Here is a 16,865-nt window from a genome sequence, read left to right on the forward strand (position 1 = left end):
GAGGCCCCATGTCCCTGTTCCACGTCGACTCCGACCGAGTGCTCGCCACCGCGTCATCCGCCCAGACCAGATCCGATGAGATCGCCACGAGCGTCGATGCGCTCATGCACGACCTCGCATCGCTCGCTGACACGTGGCAGGGCACCGCGGCGTCGAGCTTCCAGTCGGCGGCCGAGGAGTGGCGGAGCGTGCAGACGAGCGTCCACGACTCACTCCGCTCCATCAACGAAGCGCTCAGGATGGCCGGTCAGCAGTATCAGGAGGTCGAAGCGGCGAACACGCGGATGTTCTCACCCTGAGTGATGGACCGGCCACAGAAATTGCCAGGCACACCGACTAGTGTGGGGGACAAGCTGCACACGCGCTTGCACGCGGCTCCTCCGTCGCGGAGTTGCGAGACGTCAGAACGGAGACCCCACGCACATGAGCATCTTCCAGCGCATCAAGACAATATTCGGCGCGAAGACGGACAAGGCCCTCGACCGGATGGAGGACCCGAACGAGACCCTGGACTATTCGTACAAGAAGCAGCTCGAACTCCTCCAGAAGGTACGCCGCGGTGTCGCGGACGTCGCAACGAGCCGCAAGCGGCTCGAACTGCAGATGGGCCAGCTGGAGCAGCAGCAGGGCAAGCTGCAGGGCCAGGCCCAGAAGGCGATGGAGGTCAACCGCGAGGACCTCGCGCGCGAAGCCCTGAGCCGCCGATCGGGCCTCACGCAGCAGATCAACGATCTGCAGGCACAGCACCAGAACCTCGTGCAGGAGGAGCAGAAGCTCACCACGGCCTCCCAGCGCCTGCAGGCGAAGGTCGACTCGTTCCGGACCCGCAAGGAGACCCTCAAGGCGACGTACAACGCCGCAGAGGCCCAGACGAAGATCGGCGAGGCCTTCAGCGGCATCTCCGAGGAGTTCGGCGATGTGGGCATGGCGATCCAGCGGGCCGAGGACAAGACCGCCAGCCTGCAGGCACGTGCGGGTGCGGTGGACGAGCTCCTCGCGTCCGGCGCACTGGACGACCTGTCCGGCACCCCCCGGGACGACATCGGCTCACAGCTGGATGCCCTGTCATCCGACCAGGACGTCGAGATCGAGCTGCAGCGGATGCGCGAGGCGCTCCCCGGCGGCTCCGCAGGCGGCCCGCGCGCCGCGCTGGAAGCGGAGGACGCTGATGTCACCGACGCAGGCGAGCAGACCGGACAGGGAGGTGCACAGGCATGATCATCCGCATCATGGGAGAAGGCCAGTTCGATCTGTCCGACGTCGAGCAGACTGCCCTGCAGAGCTTCGACGACGAAGTGGAGCGAGCCGTCGACGTGGGCGATGAGTCCACTGTGCGCGACGCACTGCACCGACTGCACGACTTCATCACCTCGAAGGGGGCGCGGGTGGCCGACGACTACCTGGGCACCTCCGACATCCTGGTGCCCGGCGAGGACGCGACGCTCGCAGAGATACGAGAGATGCTCAGCGGCGAGGGCTTCATCCCCAACGGGGTCTGACGGATGCTGGGCCGGGCTCTTCGGAGCCCGGCCCAGCTGTCTCCGTCCGCTGACCGCACCGCATACGACAGACTCACCGGCACACGCGAAAGGAGCCGCTGATGGCGCCCACGCGCTTCACGAAGGACGCGGGGCTGTCTGCCCGCATGGGCCTCACGATGTTCTTGAACGGGCTCATCTACGTGGTCCTCATCGCCGCCATCTGGTGGATCCTCGGCGGCAGCACCGGCGGCGTCGTCATCGCAGTCCTCCTGTCCGTCGGCATCTTCTGGTTCCAGTGGTACTTCTCCGACAAGGTCGCGATCAAGGCGATGGGCGCACGCGTCGTCAGCCCGCAGCAGGCCCCGGAGCTGCACAGCCTGGTCGACCGGCTCTGCCAGCAGGCTGACATGCCGAAGCCCCAGGTGGCGTTCGCCGACACCCGGGTCCCCAACGCGTTCGCGACGGGGCGCTCCCCCGCGCACTCCGTCATCGCCGTCACCCGCGGTCTGCTCGACGAGCTGGAGCCCAAGGAGGTCGAGGCGGTGCTCGCGCACGAGCTCTCCCACGTCGCGCACCGCGACGTGACCGTCATGACCGTCGCAGGAGTGACCGGCATCGTCGCGAGCCTCATGATGCGGTCGTTCCTCTTCGCCCGCGGCGGCCGCAACAACAACGGCGTGCCGATCCAGCTGCTCCTCATGCTCGTCGGAGTCGTCGTCTACGCGCTCAGCTTCCTGCTCATCCGCGTCCTGTCGCGCTACCGGGAACTCGCCGCCGACCGCGCCGCCGCGCTGCTGACCGGCAGCCCGTCGACGCTGGCCTCCGCGCTCGTGAAGATCAGCGGCCAGACGCAGAAGATGCCGCAGCAGGACCTCCGGCAGACCGCCGGTGCATCCCACCTGGCGTTCTTCAACGTCGGCAGCCTGTTCTCCACGCACCCCAGCCTGGAGAAGCGCCTCGCCCAGCTCGACAAGATCAGCAACCAGCTCTCCACCGAGCTCTGACGACTGCGGGCCGTGGCGACACCGCGTCAGCTCACGCCTGCTCGTCCTCCGCTCGTCCCGCCGTCCTCGACACGAAAGCCACAGCGATGGGATTCTTCGACGCACTCTTCGGCCGCACCAAGCCGAAGGAACCGAACCTCGACGACCTCTTCGCCGTGCCGTCCGCGGCACTCACGCTCGAAGCCCGATCCGGGATCACTCCGACCGGGGTGGGGGCCGTGGCGTTCCGTGAGGTCGAAGGCGGTGCGTTCGACCGCGCGGAGCAGGAGGCGCGGGCTCTCATCTCCGCCGATCCCAACACGGACGTCACGCAGGTGAACGACGGCTACGGATACACGTGGCAGGTCGTCGAGCAGCAGGCGGCGAGCACCTCGGACCTCGTGACCAGCCTCCACGCGGTGAACGCCGCGCTCGAAGCCCAGGGGTTCGGCCCGATGCTGCTGTGCTCGAACGTGTACTTCCGGGCACCCGACGGGCGCACGATCGCGGTGGTGTACCTCTACAAGCGCGGGACGTTCTACCCGTTCGTCCAGCGCGCGAAGCACCAGCGCGACAGCGCCTTCGAGATCCAGCTGCGCGGTGTGCTCGACGAGGACCTTCCGGTCGAGGAGGACATGACGAAGTGGTCACCGCTGTGGGACGCCCCTGGCATGGACCGCTGAGGCCCGTTCTCCGCTTCCGCTTCCGGGCAGCTGTCCCTCACCTGCGGACCGCCGTTGTCTCCTCCGGGTAGTCGGCCTCTCCTCCGGAAAGTCGACCGGTCTGTGCGATAGCCTGGCCGCGAACGACCTCTCGTGAAGGGCACCGCATGCCGGCTGCAGACCGAACGACCCCGTCGATCCACTCCTCATCGCGACCATCACCGCTCCGCACGCTGGGGCTCACCGCTGCCGTCCTCACCGGCGCGGCCGCAGGCGCCGCCGCCCTCTGGACCGCGCGGAACACTTTCCACGCTCGCATCGCCCGCACGGCCTGCGAGCGCGCAGGCTTCGTCGACCGCACGACGATGGTGAACGGACACGGTCTGCGCTTCGTGGAGGGCCCTGCGTCCGGTCCGCCGCTGCTCCTCATCCACGCCCAGAGCACGGATCTGTGGTCGTGGGCACCCGTCATGCCGGCGCTCGCACGCGATTTCCACGTCTTCGCGATCGATGTCCCCGGCCACGGAGCCTCCGACTGGGATCCGGAGCTCTACAACGGTCCGGTGCTCGGAGAGCTCTTCGCCGACTTCATCGCGGGCGTCATCGGCGAGCAGACGATCATCGCCGGTCACTCCTCAGGCGGCCTCATCGCCGCGTGGATGGCCGCGGCACGGCCGGACGAGGTGGTCGCAGCCATCCTCGAGGACCCGCCCCTCTTCTCCTCCGTGCCGCCCCGCTCCGAAGCGACGTGGAACCACGTCGAGCTCGCGCAGCCGTGCCGCGACTTCCTCGCATCCGACGCTGCGGACTTCACCGAGTTCCTGCTCGAGCACAGCCGACTCTTCGACCTCTTCGGACCCGCAGGCGAACGGATCCGCACGGATGCGCTGCGCAGACGACGCGCGCATCGCGACAGGCCCCCGACACTGCCGTACATGCCGCCGGCGATGAACGAGGTCTACCGTGCACTCGACTCATACGACCCGATGTTCGGCCTGGCGTTCTTCGACGGCGCGTTCCACGACCTGTTCGACCACGCAGACACCCTGTCCGCGATCTCCCGCCCGACGCTGCTCATCCACTGCGACTGGCAGACGCGGGACGGAATCCTGCTGGGGGCGATGGATGATGCGGACGCGGCGCGCGCGGAGATGCTGATCCCCGACGTCCGTGCGGAGAGGGTGGCGGCCGGCCACGGATTCCACATCGAGCGGCCGCGGGAGTTCGTGCAGCGAGTCCGAGCGTTCACCCGCGACGTGGTGGGCGAGGTCGACCTGCTCGAGTAGCCGCGCGCCTGCTCGACCAGTCACCGGTCAGCTCACGCAGCTGCCGGCCCGACCGACCTGCCGCAGGCCGGAGGCCGGAGGCGTCAGGCTTCGCGCGCCACCACGGTGAACACTTCACCGGCGGCGTCGACGACGTCCCCGGGGCGCACCTTCGCACCCCGTCTGGTCTCGACCGCATCGTTGACGCTCACGGCCTCTGCCGCGAGCATGTCCTTCGCGTCTGCGCCGGTGCCGGCGACCCCCTGGAGCTTGAGGAGCTGTCCCAGGGTGATGGCTTCGTCTCTGATCTCGATGCGTTCCATGTCAGAAGTCGAAGCCGCCGAAGTCGAAGCCTCCGCCGTCGCCACCGCCGAAGTCACCGAAGCCTCCGCCCATGTCGCCGCCCATGTCACCGCCGGCATCGGCGCCGTCCATGCCGCCGCCGTCCATACCACCGTCCATGCCGCCGCCGTCCCAGCCTCCGCCGAAGCCGCCGAACATCATGGCACCCATGAGGACACCGGGGAGCAGGCCGGAGCCCGCGTAGGAGTTGAAGTAGCCGCGGTTGTACTCCGCGTAGGCGGGACCGGCCTCCCAGTAGGCGCGCCGGTGCAGGCCGTTGCCCACGGGCACGGTGCGCACAGCGGGCTCGGCGCCGCAGCTCACGCGCTCCGCGTCCGCAGCGCAGACCGGAACGGGACGCGGCTGACCGCCCGCGGGAGCCCAATCCACGTCCTCGACGGACGGTCCGTGCTGCGGGTTGAAGAAGCAGGGGGGACGTCGCACGGGGAGAGGCTCGCCCTCGACACGGGCGCGCACGCACTTCGCGGCGTACCGACCGTCCTCGATCGCCTCCGTCACGTGGCTGATCTCATCTGCAGACGAGATGCGGTCGAGCAGGTCCTTGGCGCGATCGTACTCATCGATCGCCCGAGAGTAGTCCTGGCGGCCGCCCTCATCGAGCTCGACGCCGCCGGTGATGACGTCCAGATCGGCGACCTCTTCGCCGAAGGCGACGACATCTTCTTCGACGGTCGTCTTCACACGCTCGAGCTCTTCCGCCTTCTCCTCGAGTTCGCGGGCCTTCTGCCTGCGGGAGCCGATGAGGAACGCTGCGGCGATCGCCGCCAGCAGCAGGAGGAACACGAAGGTCATGCCGACTCACCTTTCCGATGGTGTGCGCGAGGGTCACGGTCCTCCCGAACGGGAGTGCGGACCGGCGTCATTCCGTCTTCAAGTATCGCAGTCCATCCTGGAAGCGCTCTGAGCAACGACCCCGAAGAAGCCTCCGCGACTCGTCTCAGAGCACTCCGAGCCCGCGGCCGATCGTGAGCAGCCCGCCGAGGAACGCGAGCGTGAGCATCCCGGCGCGCGCCGCCTGCACCGGCGTGATCTTCGACAGCCACTCCCCCAGCACCTGCCCGCCGACCAGGGCGCCCAGCAGCAGTGCCCACGTCACTCCGTCCAGGTCGGGCCATCCGGACGGGTCGAACAGCAGCTTCGACATGACGGCGGCGGACGAGGTCGCCACGAAGACGGGCTGGATCGTCGCGGCGAAGGAGCGCTGCTCCCACCGGGACAGCAGGGCGAGGGTCGACAGCGCCGGTCCGCCCACTCCCGCGGAGGAACTCATCGCGCCGGAGATCAGACCCGTGACGCCCACGGCCGTCCAGCTGCGGCGCATGGGAGGAGCGAAGCGGTTGAGGACGAGCGACAGCGTCAACGTCACGACGATGAGTGATCCGATGAAGATCTCCAGACCGCGCGCCGGCATGACGACCGCGAACAGCGCACCGGGGAGGGTCCCGAGCACGCAGGTGACGATCAGGCCCGCGGCGAGCCTCCAGTCGACCTCCCGGTACGTGCGCCACAGGACGATGAGAGAGGACGTGAGACCGCAGAGATTCACGAGGACGACGCCGGAGAGGGGATCGAGGAGCAGGACGAGGAAGGGGCCCGACACCATGGCGAACCCCATGCCCGTCACCCGCTGCGCCAATGCACCGACGAAGACGGCGAGGAGGATGAGGATGATGACGGAGCCCATCCCCTCAGGCTAGACGGGGAATCGAGGGGACGCGCACGCGTCCCACGCCGGGCGGTCTATGGTTCTTGTATGCCGCAGGACACCATCTGGTCGCGCTTCCGCCTCGATCCACGACTGCACACACGCCTGCGCGCAGCGGATGAGGACCGTGACATCGTCCGGGAGTGCCTGGGCGAGGCCTTCGCCGACGGACGCCTGGACCGCGACGAGTTCGACGAACGGCTCGCGGCCGTGGGCGAGGCCCGGCTGCTGGGCGACCTGCTGGACTCCCTGTCCGATCTGGTCCTGGACGCCCGCCCGATCGACCCCGACTCGGACGAGGGCAGGGCGCTGGACCGGGGCACAGCGCCGGAGACCGGCATGGTGCGCACCGGTGCCGCTCCCGGTGCCAGCGGCACTCTGTCGCGCGGCGCATCCCACGACCCGCTGTCGCCCCCTCTGCCCCAGACCTATGACGAGATCGACATCGCATCACGCGAGCACTATGCGAAGATGCTCCGCGCGAGTCTCAGCAGCTTCGTCGGAGCCAGCGCGATCACGACGCTCGTCTGGCTGGCGGTGGGACTCTTCAGCGGAGGATTCTCCCTCTTCTGGCCGATCTTCGTCATGCTGGGCACCGGCATCAACGTCATCTCCACGATCAGCTCGCGACGACGGACCATCGAGGACCGTCGACGGAAGCTCACGCGGCAGGCCCGGAAGCAGCGAGAACTCGACGCGGGCCCCGGCACGTACGGCGGCGGAAGCGGCCCGCGCTCACGCAGCGATGAGCGCCGCGAGATCCGCCGGAAGCGGACTCGTGCAGACGACCAGGACCCCGGCGAGCAGGACCTCGACGACTCCGACGAGCGCGGCTGAATGACGAAGGGCGGGAGCGGTTCCGTGTGGAACCGCTCCCGCCCTTCGTCCGGGCGATCAGCTTCTGGCCGATCAGCCCTGACGACGTGCGGCCCGGCGTTCAGCCGGTCCGCTGCAGGGGATCAGAAGCCCATGCCGCCCATGTCTCCCATGCCGCCCGAGGGATCGGCCATCGGAGCAGCCGGCTCCGGCTTGTCCGCGACGACCGCTTCGGTCGTGAGGAACAGGCCGGCGATCGATCCGGCGTTCTCCAGTGCCGAACGAGTCACCTTGACCGGGTCGTTGATGCCCGCGGCCAGCAGGTCCTCATAGTTCCCGGTCGCGGCGTTGAGGCCGTGCCCGGCGGTGAGGCCGCGCACCTTCTCCGCCACGACGCCCGGCTCGAGCCCGGCGTTGAAGGCGATCTGCTTGAGCGGAGCGTCGATCGCAACCTTCACGATCGATGCGCCGGTCGCCTCGTCGCCCTCGAGGGACAGCGAGTCGAACGCGGAGAGGCCCGCCTGGATGAGAGCCACGCCGCCGCCGGCGACGATGCCCTCGTCCACTGCTGCCTTCGCGTTGCGCACTGCATCCTCGATGCGGTGCTTGCGCTCCTTGAGCTCGACCTCCGTCGCCGCGCCGGCCTTGATGACGGCCACGCCGCCGGCCAGCTTCGCGAGGCGCTCCTGGAGCTTCTCGCGGTCGTAGTCGGAGTCCGATGCCTCGATCTCCGCACGGATCTGCGAAACGCGTCCCGCGATCTCCTCGGAGTCGCCGGCGCCCTCGACGATCGTGGTCTCGTCCTTCGTCACGACGACCTTGCGCGCCGTGCCCAGGAGGTCGACCGTGGCGTTCTCGAGCTTGAGGCCCACCTCTTCCGCGATGACCTGACCGCCGGTCAGGATCGCGATGTCGGCCAGCTGCGCCTTGCGGCGGTCGCCGAAGCCCGGAGCCTTGACGGCGACGGACTTGAAGGTGCCGCGCATCTTGTTGACGACCAGCACGGCCAGGGCCTCGCCCTCGACGTCCTCGGCGATGATGAACAGCGGCTTGCCTGACTGCTGCACCTTCTCGAGGACCGGGAGCAGGTCCTTCACGTTCGAGATCTTGGAGTTGGCGATGAGGATGTAGGGATCCTCGAGCACCGTCTCCTGGCGCTCCGTGTCAGTCACGAAGTATCCGGAGATGTAGCCCTTGTCGAAGCGCATGCCCTCCGTGAGCTCGAGCTCCAGGCCGAAGGTGTTCGACTCCTCGACGGTGACGACGCCTTCCTTGCCGACCTTGTCGATCGCTTCCGCGATGAGCTCGCCGATCGCAGGGTCACCGGCGGAGATGCCGGCGGTCGCAGCGATCTGCTCCTTCGTCTCGACCTCGGTGGCCGAAGCGAGCAGCACGTCGGAGACGGCGCGAACGGCCTTCTCGATGCCGCGCTTGAGGCTCAGCGGATCCGCGCCGGCTGCGACGTTGCGCAGGCCTTCGCGGACGAGCGCCTGTGCGAGCACGGTCGCCGTCGTCGTTCCGTCACCCGCGACGTCGTCCGTCTTCTTGGCGACCTCCTTGACGAGTTCCGCACCGATCTTCTCGTACGGATCGTCGAGTTCGATCTCCTTGGCGATGGAGACGCCGTCGTTCGTGATCGTGGGTGCGCCCCACTTCTTCTCCAGGACGACGTTGCGACCGCGAGGCCCCAGCGTCACCTTGACTGCGTCGGCCAGCGTGTTGAGGCCGGTTTCAAGGCCGCGACGGGCCTCTTCGTCGAATGCGATGAGCTTTGCCATAGTGGCTTGCTGCCTCCCTTTTCGGGGTGGATGTGCTCCTCACGTCGACATGCCCGCGACGGCGGGGCTCCGTCCACTGCTCCATTCCGCAGGGGCCGGGACCCTCAGTGTCGAGAGAGGCTCACGCTCTACTTTTAGCACTCGGCACTCGAGAGTGCAAAAAAGTTCCGCCGTCGGCGAACGGTCAGGGCTGTGCGCCCTCCGCGCCCTCGCCGCCAGCGCCCTCATCCGGGACTGCGGCGCCCTCGCCCTCGGACTCCGCCGCTCCACCCTCGGAACCGGGAGGCCCCTGCTCGGCGATGTCGGAGGTGATGACCGCGGTGAGGTCGGACGTGAACTCCGCCGACTCCTCGACCTGCTCGATGCCCAGCTCCGCGGCCAGGGCCGTCGCGTGGTCCTCGTGGGCGGGGTCCGCGTAGAAGACGGTCGACGTCGTGTCCGGGGTCGCATACGTCGTCGTCTCCGCGATCGTCCAGCCGTTCGACTCCACCGCCTCGGAGTACTCCGCACCCGCACCGTTCACACCGGAGCCGTTGTAGATCGCGACGGAGACCTCGGTCTTGTCGACCTCCGGCACCGCCTCTTCGGTCTCCTCCGCCGGCTCCCCGCCGGGAGACTCCGTCTCCTCCGCAGCAGGCGGCTGCGCCACCTGCTCCTCGGGACCCGAGAACGATGAGCGGATGATGTTGAAGACGCCGATCACCAGCAGCACGGCGACGACGGCGATCACCGCGATCACCACATAGGCACCGCGCATGCCCCCGCCCGTCTCCTTCCGGTGCGCACCACGGCGCCCGGTGGGAGGGAGGCGGTCGAATTCGTCTTCAGGGTATGAGGCCACGGGCCAGCTCCTCAGCGTGCGATGCGTGCGTCCGACCGGCTGCGCTGCCGGGAGTCGCGGATTCGGCGCAGACGCTTGATGAGAATGGGGTCGTGCGAATAGGCGTGCGGGTCGTCCAAGAGGACGGCCAGCCGCTGGAAGTAGGCGCCTGCGGACAGGTCGAAGCGCTCCCGGATCGCGTGGTCCTTCGCACCGCCGTAGGAGTACCACGTGCGCTCGAAGTCGAGGATCGCCGCATCGAGCTCGTTGAGCCCGTCGCCGTCACCACCGTGCGCGTCCTGCGCGTCTGCCTTCTGAGTCAATGGACACCTCCTCCGTCGCAGAGTCTACCTGCGGAGAACACCGCTGTGATTTCCCCACTCCGACACCGAGGCGCCGGTCACCTGCGGGGTGACCGGCGCCTCGGCGAGGGTGGGACTTCGTCAGCGCAGCTTGACGTTGATCTGCTTGATCTGCGTGAAGCCCTCGAGCATGCCTTCGAGCGACGCCTCGCGGCCCAGGCCGGACTGCTTGAAGCCGCCGTAGGACTGGCCGACCATCTGGGCACCGCCCTGGTTGATCTGGACCCAGCCCGACTGGATGCGGTTGCCGGTCGACAGCGCGCGGTCGATGTCCTTCGAGAAGATGAACGCCGCCAGGCCGTACTCGCTGTCGTTCGCCATGTCCACGACGTCGTCGACGTCCTTCCACGGGATGACGGAGAGGACGGGGCCGAAGATCTCCTCCTGGCTGGTCTGCCAGTCGTTGCGGGCGCGCGAGAAGATCACCGGCGCGTGGTAGAAGCCGGGCTCGCCGACCTCGAGCGTCTTGCGGCCGTCGTAAGCGATCTCGACGCCGTCCATCGACTCACCGATCTCGATGTAGCTCTGGATCGTGTCGAACTGCTTCTGCGAGTTCACCGCACCGATGTCGCTGGCCTCATCCCGCGGGTCGCCGACCTTCATCGTCGAGACGCGGTCCACGATCTTCTGCAGGAACGAGTCGTAGATGTCCTCATGGAGGAACAGACGCGAACCGGACGTGCACGACTGGCCCTGACGCGCGAAGCGGGTGGACAGCACCACCTGGTCCGCGACCTCGTCCAGGTCCGAATCGGGGAACACGATCGTGGGCGACTTGCCGCCCAGCTCCATCGACGTGTGGGCCAGTCGGCGACCGGCGACCTCGTTGATGTGACGGCCCACCAGAGTGGACCCGGTGAACGAGACCTTCGCGACGTCCGGGTGGACAGCCAGGCGCTCACCGATGACGGATCCCTTGCCGGTGACAATGTTCAGCACGCCTGCCGGGAGGATGTCCGCGATGATGCGGCCCATCTCGAGGATCGTGAGCGGAGCGTCCTCTGCGCACTTCAGCACCAGCGTGTTGCCGGCCGCCAGCGATGCGGGGGTCTTGTACCCGGCGATCATGAGCGGCGAGTTCCACGGCAGGATGCCCGCGACGACGCCCAGCGGCTCACGACGGGTGTACTGCAGCTGATCGTCCCCGGCGGGCAGGACGACGCCCTTGACCTCACCGGCAATGCCGCCCATGTAGCGGAAGAGGTCGACGAGCGTCTGCGCTTCGGGGCGCGCCTGCGTGCGCAGCGCGTTGCCCGTGTCCAGCGCGGTGAGCTGCGCGAGGTCCTCGATCTTCGCCTCGAGCGCGTCCGCGGCACGGAGGATGAGCTTCTGACGCTCCTTGAAGTGCATCCCAGCCCATGCGGGGAACGCCTTCTGCGCCGCTTCGACGGCACGGTCCGCGTCCGCTTCCTTACCGCGCGGGATGGTGGCGATCACGACGTTGCGGTCGATCGGGGTGATGACGTCCGACGTCTCCCCGTCGATCGCGTCGACCCATTCGCCGCCGATGAGCATCGGATAGTGCTTCTTCTCCGGGAACCCGGTCATTGCGCCTCCTTGAAAGCGATCGCTTCGAGCATTCGTCTCTGAACCAGTTCGAGCATATCCACGCAGGCGCGCAGACGCGATCCCCGTCCGGTGCACAGGCCCGCACACCGGGTGTGCGACGGGGCCTTCTACCGTGCGCGGGGCGGGCCGCAGACCGACACAGAGCGGGCACCGGGTCGCCGACCCGACCAGGAGCCGCACCGCACTCCGGGTGATCGCATGCCGGCTGCGCCGTCGCCGTAGTCTGGTCGCATGAGCTCACCAGTATCCCTGGACACCCTCGTGGCCCCCGACTGGGCGCAGGCACTGGCCCCAGTCGAACCCACGATCCATCGCATGGGCGAGTTCCTGCGGGAAGAGGTGCGGGCCGGTCGCGGGTACCTCCCGGCAGGCGAAGACGTCCTCGCCGCGTTCCGCGAGCCCCTCGCCGAGGTCCGTGTCCTCATCGTCGGGCAGGACCCCTATCCGACTCCGGGCCACCCGATCGGGTTGTCGTTCTCCGTCGCCCCCGATGTCAGACCGCTGCCCCGGTCGCTCACGAACATCTACCGGGAACTGCACGAGGACCTCGGCATCCCACCCGCCGGGACCGGCGACCTCCGCCCCTGGTCGAGTCAGGGCGTCATGCTGCTCAACCGCTGCCTCACCGTCGCACCGGGCTCGCCCGCCTCCCACCGCCGCCGAGGCTGGGAAGAGGTGACCGACCGCGCCATCGAGGCGCTCGTGGCCAGGCGCACGGAGCAGGGGGCTCCGCTCCTCGCGATCCTCTGGGGCCGGGACGCCCAGTCCCTGGGACCGCGGCTTGCGGACATCCCCCGCATCGAGTCCGCGCACCCGTCCCCGCTGTCCGCCTCGCGCGGATTCTTCGGGTCACGGCCGTTCTCGCGTGCGAACGCGCTGCTCGAGGAGATGGGAGCACCGCCGGTCGACTGGCGGCTGGATGCCTGAGGTTCAGTACCGGTTCTCGGTGTCCGTGGGGGTGCTGCGGTCGAAGCTCGCGGTATCCGCGGTCTCCGCCTTGTCCACCGCCGTGTCGACGGCCTTCGCGCGCCGGCCCTGCCCGTACGGCATCCAGGTCGCGAGGAACGTGCCGAACACCGCGCCCACAGCGAGCGCAGCGTTCACGGTGAGGGCGGTGAACAGCGACGAGAGCCCCTGGGCGAGCCCGACAGACTCCTCCGGCTGCACGATGAGGAAGGCGGCGTTGAAGATCGACAGGCCGGACAGCAGCGGGTAGATGCCGGGGACCACGAGCGCGATCGCCGGTGCGCCGAACCGCAGGGCCACCGGACGGGCGAGGAGGCCCACGAGCGTCGCGGACACGAAGCTCGTGAGGATGCCGTTCATCCCGGCGACCAGGCAGGCGACCATGACCGCGAAGCCCGCGAGCCCGATCACCGCCGCGGGGATGATCAGACGCTTCTGCGCCTGCATGCCGATCGCACCGCCCGCGGCGACGAGCAGCGCGGCGACCAGCGACAGCAGGGTCGTGAGGAACTGGGTGCCGGTGCCGGGCAGGATCACCTCGATCGTGCGCAGGCCGGCGGCCCGTCCGATCATGATGCCCGCGGCGATGCCGGCGACGATCGCGGCGAACGTCAATCCCACGGAGATGGCCCGACCGGATGCGGTGAGGGGGAACTCCGTGAGCGCGTCCTGCACCGCGGACACCAGCGCCATGGTCGGCAGCAGGAGGATGATGCCCGCCGCGACCAGGAACTGCGGTCTGGCGATCACGTCGAGCGTCGCGGCCCCCATCGACAGGACCGTGATCGTCGTGGCCTGGATGACGGTGATGAAGAAGCCGGGCATCCCCGTGCGGTTCAGCAGTGCGCCGAACCGCTGATTGCCGATCGCGATGAAGAAGCCCAGCAGTGAGGACATGAGCGAGCCGCCCACCAGGTTCACGACCCCGGCGACCAGCGCGCCCCAGGCGATGTCGACCAGCCATTCCGGGTAGGGGCGCTTCTGCTTGCGGATCGCGTCGAGCCGTTCGCGGGCGCGCTCGTAGTCGATCTTGCCGTCGACCAGGTCGGTCACGAGCGCGTGGAAGGCGGACAGCTTCGCGAAGTGGACGGAGTCCTCGCGGTTGACGCGCATGACGGTGACCATCCGGCCCTCGGGGTCGGTGTAGTGCACCGTGAGCGAGTTCGAGGTCAGGTCCACCTCCGCCGTCGACAGTCCGCAGGCGGTGCACGTCGCGATGACCGACACCTCGACGTCCTGTGACGAAGCACCCGCGCGCAGCATCATCTGCCCCATGTCGACCGCGAGGTCGAGGATCATCCGCGCCTCGTCCTCGCTCTTGGCGGACGCCTGCACGGGTGCGGAGTACGGCGTGCCCCGCAGCACCGCGACGATCGGGATCGGCTGGGTCGTGGGTGACGGGTCCTCGACGATCTTCTCCACCGCCCGCCGCGCGATCCGCTGGGCGGCGCGCGCCGCGCTCGTGGCGTTCCCCGACCCCGACTGCTTCGATCGGCCCAGCAATCCGCTGACCCGTGCCCGCTGCGACCCCTGCGCATCCGCGCCCGAGGTCCCGGACCGCGCCCGCTGCGAGCCCACCCTGCGCGTGGCTGCCGTCCCGGCCTCGGAGGGCGGGAGGTGACCGCCGGTGGGCGCCGTGCCGGCCTCCGACTGCGGCAGGCGCCCGCCCGTCGGAGCGGTGCCCGCCTCACCGCTGTGACCGGTGGGATCGATGGGGCCGGTGGGAGGAATCGCCTCAGGGGACCCTGAGCCCTGCTCAGGGTCCACGCGCCTCGAGTGTGAGGTGCTGCGGGGGCTGTCGTCCTCGGTCACTGCGTCCTGCTGCCTCCTGGCTCTGCGATGCGAGTGGTGCCGAACGGGTCGGCGACCTCTCCCATCCCCGTCGATTCGTCGTAGTGGAAGACCTCGCGCCCGTCGACGAACACGCGGGCGGCACGCGCGTCCAGCTCGAGCGGGTCCTGCGTCCAGAGCGCGAAGTCCGCGTCGAGGCCCGGTGCCAGAGCGCCGACGCGATCATCCAGCCCCATCATGACAGCAGGATTGATCGTGAGGGATTCGAGTGCGACCACCGGGTCCAGGCCCTCCTTCACCGCCAGCGATGCCTCATGGATGAGGAAGTTGATGGGGATGACGGGATGGTCGGTCGTGAGCGCGATGCGCACGCCCGCATTCGCCAGTGCCGCCGGAGTCGCCAGGGTGCGCTCGCGCAGCTCCACCTTCGACCGGCTCGTCATGAGCGGCCCGACGATCACGTCGATCCCCTTCTCCGCCACGAAGTCCGCGAGGACGTGCCCCTCCGTGCCGTGGTTGATGACGAGGCGGTAGCCGAACTCCTCGGACAGCCGGATGGCCGTCGCCATGTCATCGGCACGGTGGCAGTGCTGGTCCCACACGAGGTCGCCCGCGAGCACTGCGGCGAGCGTCTCCTTGCCCAGATCGCGGTCGAAGGGCTTCCCCTCCGCCTCAGCATGGGCCCGCGCCGCCACGTAGTTCTGCGCGCCGACGAACGCCTCGCGCAGCGCCGCAGCCACCCCCATGCGGACGGACGGCAGACGGCCCTGGTCGCCGTGGACGCGCTTGGGGTTCTCCCCCAGCGCGGACTTCACGGACACGTCCTCACGGATCACCATCTCGTCGACCACGCGGCCCCATGTCTTGATCGCCGTCGTGCGACCGCCGATCGGGTTGCCCGAGCCCGGCTTGATGACAGCACTCGTCACTCCGCCGCGCAGCGCATCCTTGAAGCCGAGCTCCGCGGGATTGATCGCATCGAGCGCACGCAGCGCGGCACCATTGACGACCGTCATCTCGTTCGTGTCATCACCGGACCAGCCCTCGCCGTCCTCGTGCACGCCCAGGTGCCCGTGGGCCTCCACGAGGCCCGGGGTCAGCACCATCCCGGCACCGTCCACGACGTCGATGCCGTCCGGGACCGGGACCTCGGCGGCGGTGCCCACGGCAGCGATGCGGCCGGCGCGCACGATCAGCACGCCGTCGTCGATGGGCGCGGCCCGACGGCCCGCGGCATCCGCGACGGGAAGGATGCGGGCACCCACGACGGCCAGGTCTCGCACGGTCGGAACGGGTACGGATCGATACACGGCGCCTCCTGTGTGGCGATGCTGCGCTGGACTGGATCGGTGGTGACCCAACGATCCGGTGGTACCTCAACGGTATCGTCCGGAGTGGCCCGATGGCTCCCCTCACCACCTCGATCAGGAGGCAGATCACAGTGGCAGCACGCTTCTCACGCTACGTCGCGATCGGCGATTCCTTCACGGAAGGACTCATGGACTTCGCCGCCGATTCCGAGCACACCGACCCCGGCGACGGGTTCCGCGGATGGGCGGACCGGCTCGCCGAGCAGCTCGTCACCTCGCCGGCTGGCTCACCCGACCTCGCATACGCGAACCTCGCGATCCGCGGCCGCCTGGCCGACCAGGTGCTGACCGAGCAGCTGCCGAGAGCCCTCGAACTGGCACCGGACCTCGTGAGCATCGTCGCCGGCGGCAACGACTGCCTGCGTCCATACACGGACATCGACGCGCTGGCGGGAGAGATCGAATCCGCTGTCGTCCGGCTGCGCGAGGCCGGGGTCGAGGTCCTCATGGCCACCGGCTACGACACGGAGACCGCGTCGCCCCTGCTGCGTGCGGTGCGGTCCCGCGTCGCCATCTTCAACAGCCACCTCTGGACGATCGCCCAGCGGCACGGCTGCCACATGCTCGACCTGTGGGGCCTGCGCGACCTCTACAGCTCTGAGATGTGGGCCGACGACCGCATCCACCTGAGCGCACTGGGGCACGAGCTCGTGTCACGGCAGGCACTCGCGACGCTCGAGGGCACGGCGGCCACGCGCCGCGGCTTCGCGATGCCGGAGCGGCCAGGGCGTCCCGTGCGGCAGGCGGTGGCCGAGGAGACGACGTGGGTGCGGACCCACCTCGCCCCTTGGGTATCGCGCCGGCTGCGTGGCGTGTCCAGCGGCGACGGGCTGGAACCGAAGCTGCCCACCCTCACGCGCGTGCGCGGCGCGGACGGGCAGGATCCGGGGCAGGACTGACCCGGGCGGGACTGGCTTGGGCGGTGTTGGCTGGG

General features: G+C 68.9%; 18 protein-coding genes. 9 read left to right on the top strand and 9 right to left on the bottom strand.

All coding sequences use genetic code 11. The features are described 5' to 3' along the window. The first annotated feature begins 8 nt into the window (after window positions 1-8). The 6 genes from BSP109_RS04615 (at window position 9) to BSP109_RS04640 (ending at window position 4,412) form a co-directional block, all read left to right on the top strand. Window positions 9-299, top strand: coding sequence for a WXG100 family type VII secretion target (locus BSP109_RS04615; RefSeq protein WP_087008789.1), 291 nt, complete (start codon window positions 9-11; stop codon window positions 297-299). Window positions 300-423: 124 nt separating this feature from the next. Beyond that, window positions 424-1,218: a PspA/IM30 family protein gene (locus BSP109_RS04620; protein WP_087008791.1), complete on the top strand. Its 795-nt coding sequence runs from the start codon at window positions 424-426 to the stop codon at window positions 1,216-1,218. After that, on the top strand, window positions 1,215-1,499 hold the full coding sequence (locus tag BSP109_RS04625) for a hypothetical protein (protein WP_087008793.1): 285 nt from the start codon (window positions 1,215-1,217) through the stop codon (window positions 1,497-1,499). Before BSP109_RS04620 ends, BSP109_RS04625 begins: the two co-directional genes overlap by 4 nt. A 101-nt stretch (window positions 1,500-1,600) precedes the next feature. Further along, the gene (gene htpX, locus BSP109_RS04630; protein WP_101599531.1) at window positions 1,601-2,485 is read left to right on the top strand and encodes a zinc metalloprotease HtpX; all 885 of its coding nucleotides are present in this window, start codon (window positions 1,601-1,603) and stop codon (window positions 2,483-2,485) included. A gap of 86 nt (window positions 2,486-2,571) precedes the next feature. Continuing rightward, window positions 2,572-3,147: a hypothetical protein gene (locus tag BSP109_RS04635; protein ID WP_101599532.1), complete on the top strand. Its 576-nt coding sequence runs from the start codon at window positions 2,572-2,574 to the stop codon at window positions 3,145-3,147. 146 nt (window positions 3,148-3,293) lie between these two features. Then, window positions 3,294-4,412 (top strand): alpha/beta fold hydrolase, encoded by a 1,119-nt coding sequence (locus tag BSP109_RS04640; RefSeq protein ID WP_087008799.1) that lies wholly within the window; start codon window positions 3,294-3,296, stop codon window positions 4,410-4,412. An 83-nt stretch (window positions 4,413-4,495) separates the two neighbouring features. On the opposite strand, the gene BSP109_RS04645 is transcribed toward BSP109_RS04640, so the two are convergent. The 3 genes from BSP109_RS04645 to BSP109_RS04655 all read right to left on the bottom strand — a co-directional run bounded on the left by BSP109_RS04645 (window position 4,496) and on the right by BSP109_RS04655 (window position 6,438). Continuing rightward, window positions 4,496-4,714, bottom strand: coding sequence for an RNA-binding S4 domain-containing protein (locus BSP109_RS04645; protein ID WP_087008801.1), 219 nt, complete (start codon window positions 4,712-4,714; stop codon window positions 4,496-4,498). A gap of 1 nt (window position 4,715) precedes the next feature. Then, entirely contained in the window at window positions 4,716-5,546 is an 831-nt protein-coding gene (locus BSP109_RS04650; RefSeq protein WP_087008803.1) for a hypothetical protein, read from the bottom strand. A 145-nt stretch (window positions 5,547-5,691) separates the two neighbouring features. Further along, entirely contained in the window at window positions 5,692-6,438 is a 747-nt protein-coding gene (locus tag BSP109_RS04655; RefSeq protein WP_087008805.1) for a sulfite exporter TauE/SafE family protein, read from the bottom strand. A 69-nt stretch (window positions 6,439-6,507) separates the two neighbouring features. Here BSP109_RS04655 and BSP109_RS04660 point away from each other — a divergent pair, with 69 nt between their 5' ends. Then, complete coding sequence (locus tag BSP109_RS04660; protein WP_101599533.1) at window positions 6,508-7,296, top strand: DUF1707 domain-containing protein; 789 nt, start codon at window positions 6,508-6,510, stop codon at window positions 7,294-7,296. A gap of 122 nt (window positions 7,297-7,418) precedes the next feature. On the opposite strand, the gene groL is transcribed toward BSP109_RS04660, so the two are convergent. From groL to BSP109_RS04680, 4 genes are all read right to left on the bottom strand, one after another. Beyond that, on the bottom strand, window positions 7,419-9,053 hold the full coding sequence (groL, locus tag BSP109_RS04665) for a chaperonin GroEL (protein WP_087008808.1): 1,635 nt from the start codon (window positions 9,051-9,053) through the stop codon (window positions 7,419-7,421). Between the two features lie 184 nt (window positions 9,054-9,237). Then, complete coding sequence (locus tag BSP109_RS04670; protein ID WP_101599534.1) at window positions 9,238-9,894, bottom strand: LytR C-terminal domain-containing protein; 657 nt, start codon at window positions 9,892-9,894, stop codon at window positions 9,238-9,240. Window positions 9,895-9,905: 11 nt separating this feature from the next. After that, window positions 9,906-10,196: a DUF3263 domain-containing protein gene (locus BSP109_RS04675; RefSeq protein WP_087008812.1), complete on the bottom strand. Its 291-nt coding sequence runs from the start codon at window positions 10,194-10,196 to the stop codon at window positions 9,906-9,908. Between the two features lie 120 nt (window positions 10,197-10,316). Further along, a complete protein-coding gene (locus BSP109_RS04680; RefSeq protein ID WP_101599535.1) occupies window positions 10,317-11,783 on the bottom strand; it encodes an aldehyde dehydrogenase family protein in 1,467 nt (488 codons plus the stop codon). Window positions 11,784-12,035: 252 nt separating this feature from the next. Between BSP109_RS04680 and BSP109_RS04685 the strand changes: the two genes are divergently transcribed. Then, window positions 12,036-12,731, top strand: coding sequence for a uracil-DNA glycosylase (locus BSP109_RS04685; RefSeq protein WP_101599536.1), 696 nt, complete (start codon window positions 12,036-12,038; stop codon window positions 12,729-12,731). 3 nt (window positions 12,732-12,734) lie between these two features. Here the strand turns inward: BSP109_RS04685 and BSP109_RS04690 are convergent, their stop codons facing one another. Next, on the bottom strand, window positions 12,735-14,537 hold the full coding sequence (locus tag BSP109_RS04690; RefSeq protein ID WP_246076132.1) for a threonine/serine exporter ThrE family protein: 1,803 nt from the start codon (window positions 14,535-14,537) through the stop codon (window positions 12,735-12,737). A gap of 41 nt (window positions 14,538-14,578) precedes the next feature. Next, the gene (locus BSP109_RS04695) at window positions 14,579-15,871 is read right to left on the bottom strand and encodes an amidohydrolase (protein WP_180959611.1); all 1,293 of its coding nucleotides are present in this window, start codon (window positions 15,869-15,871) and stop codon (window positions 14,579-14,581) included. A 92-nt stretch (window positions 15,872-15,963) separates the two neighbouring features. On the opposite strand from BSP109_RS04695, the gene BSP109_RS04700 reads away from it, so the two are divergent. Continuing rightward, window positions 15,964-16,830, top strand: coding sequence for an SGNH/GDSL hydrolase family protein (locus BSP109_RS04700; protein WP_087008820.1), 867 nt, complete (start codon window positions 15,964-15,966; stop codon window positions 16,828-16,830). Window positions 16,831-16,865: the final 35 nt, after the last annotated feature.

Source organism: Brevibacterium sp. Mu109, from assembly GCF_900169375.1.
GTDB lineage: Bacteria > Actinomycetota > Actinomycetes > Actinomycetales > Brevibacteriaceae > Brevibacterium > Brevibacterium yomogidense_A.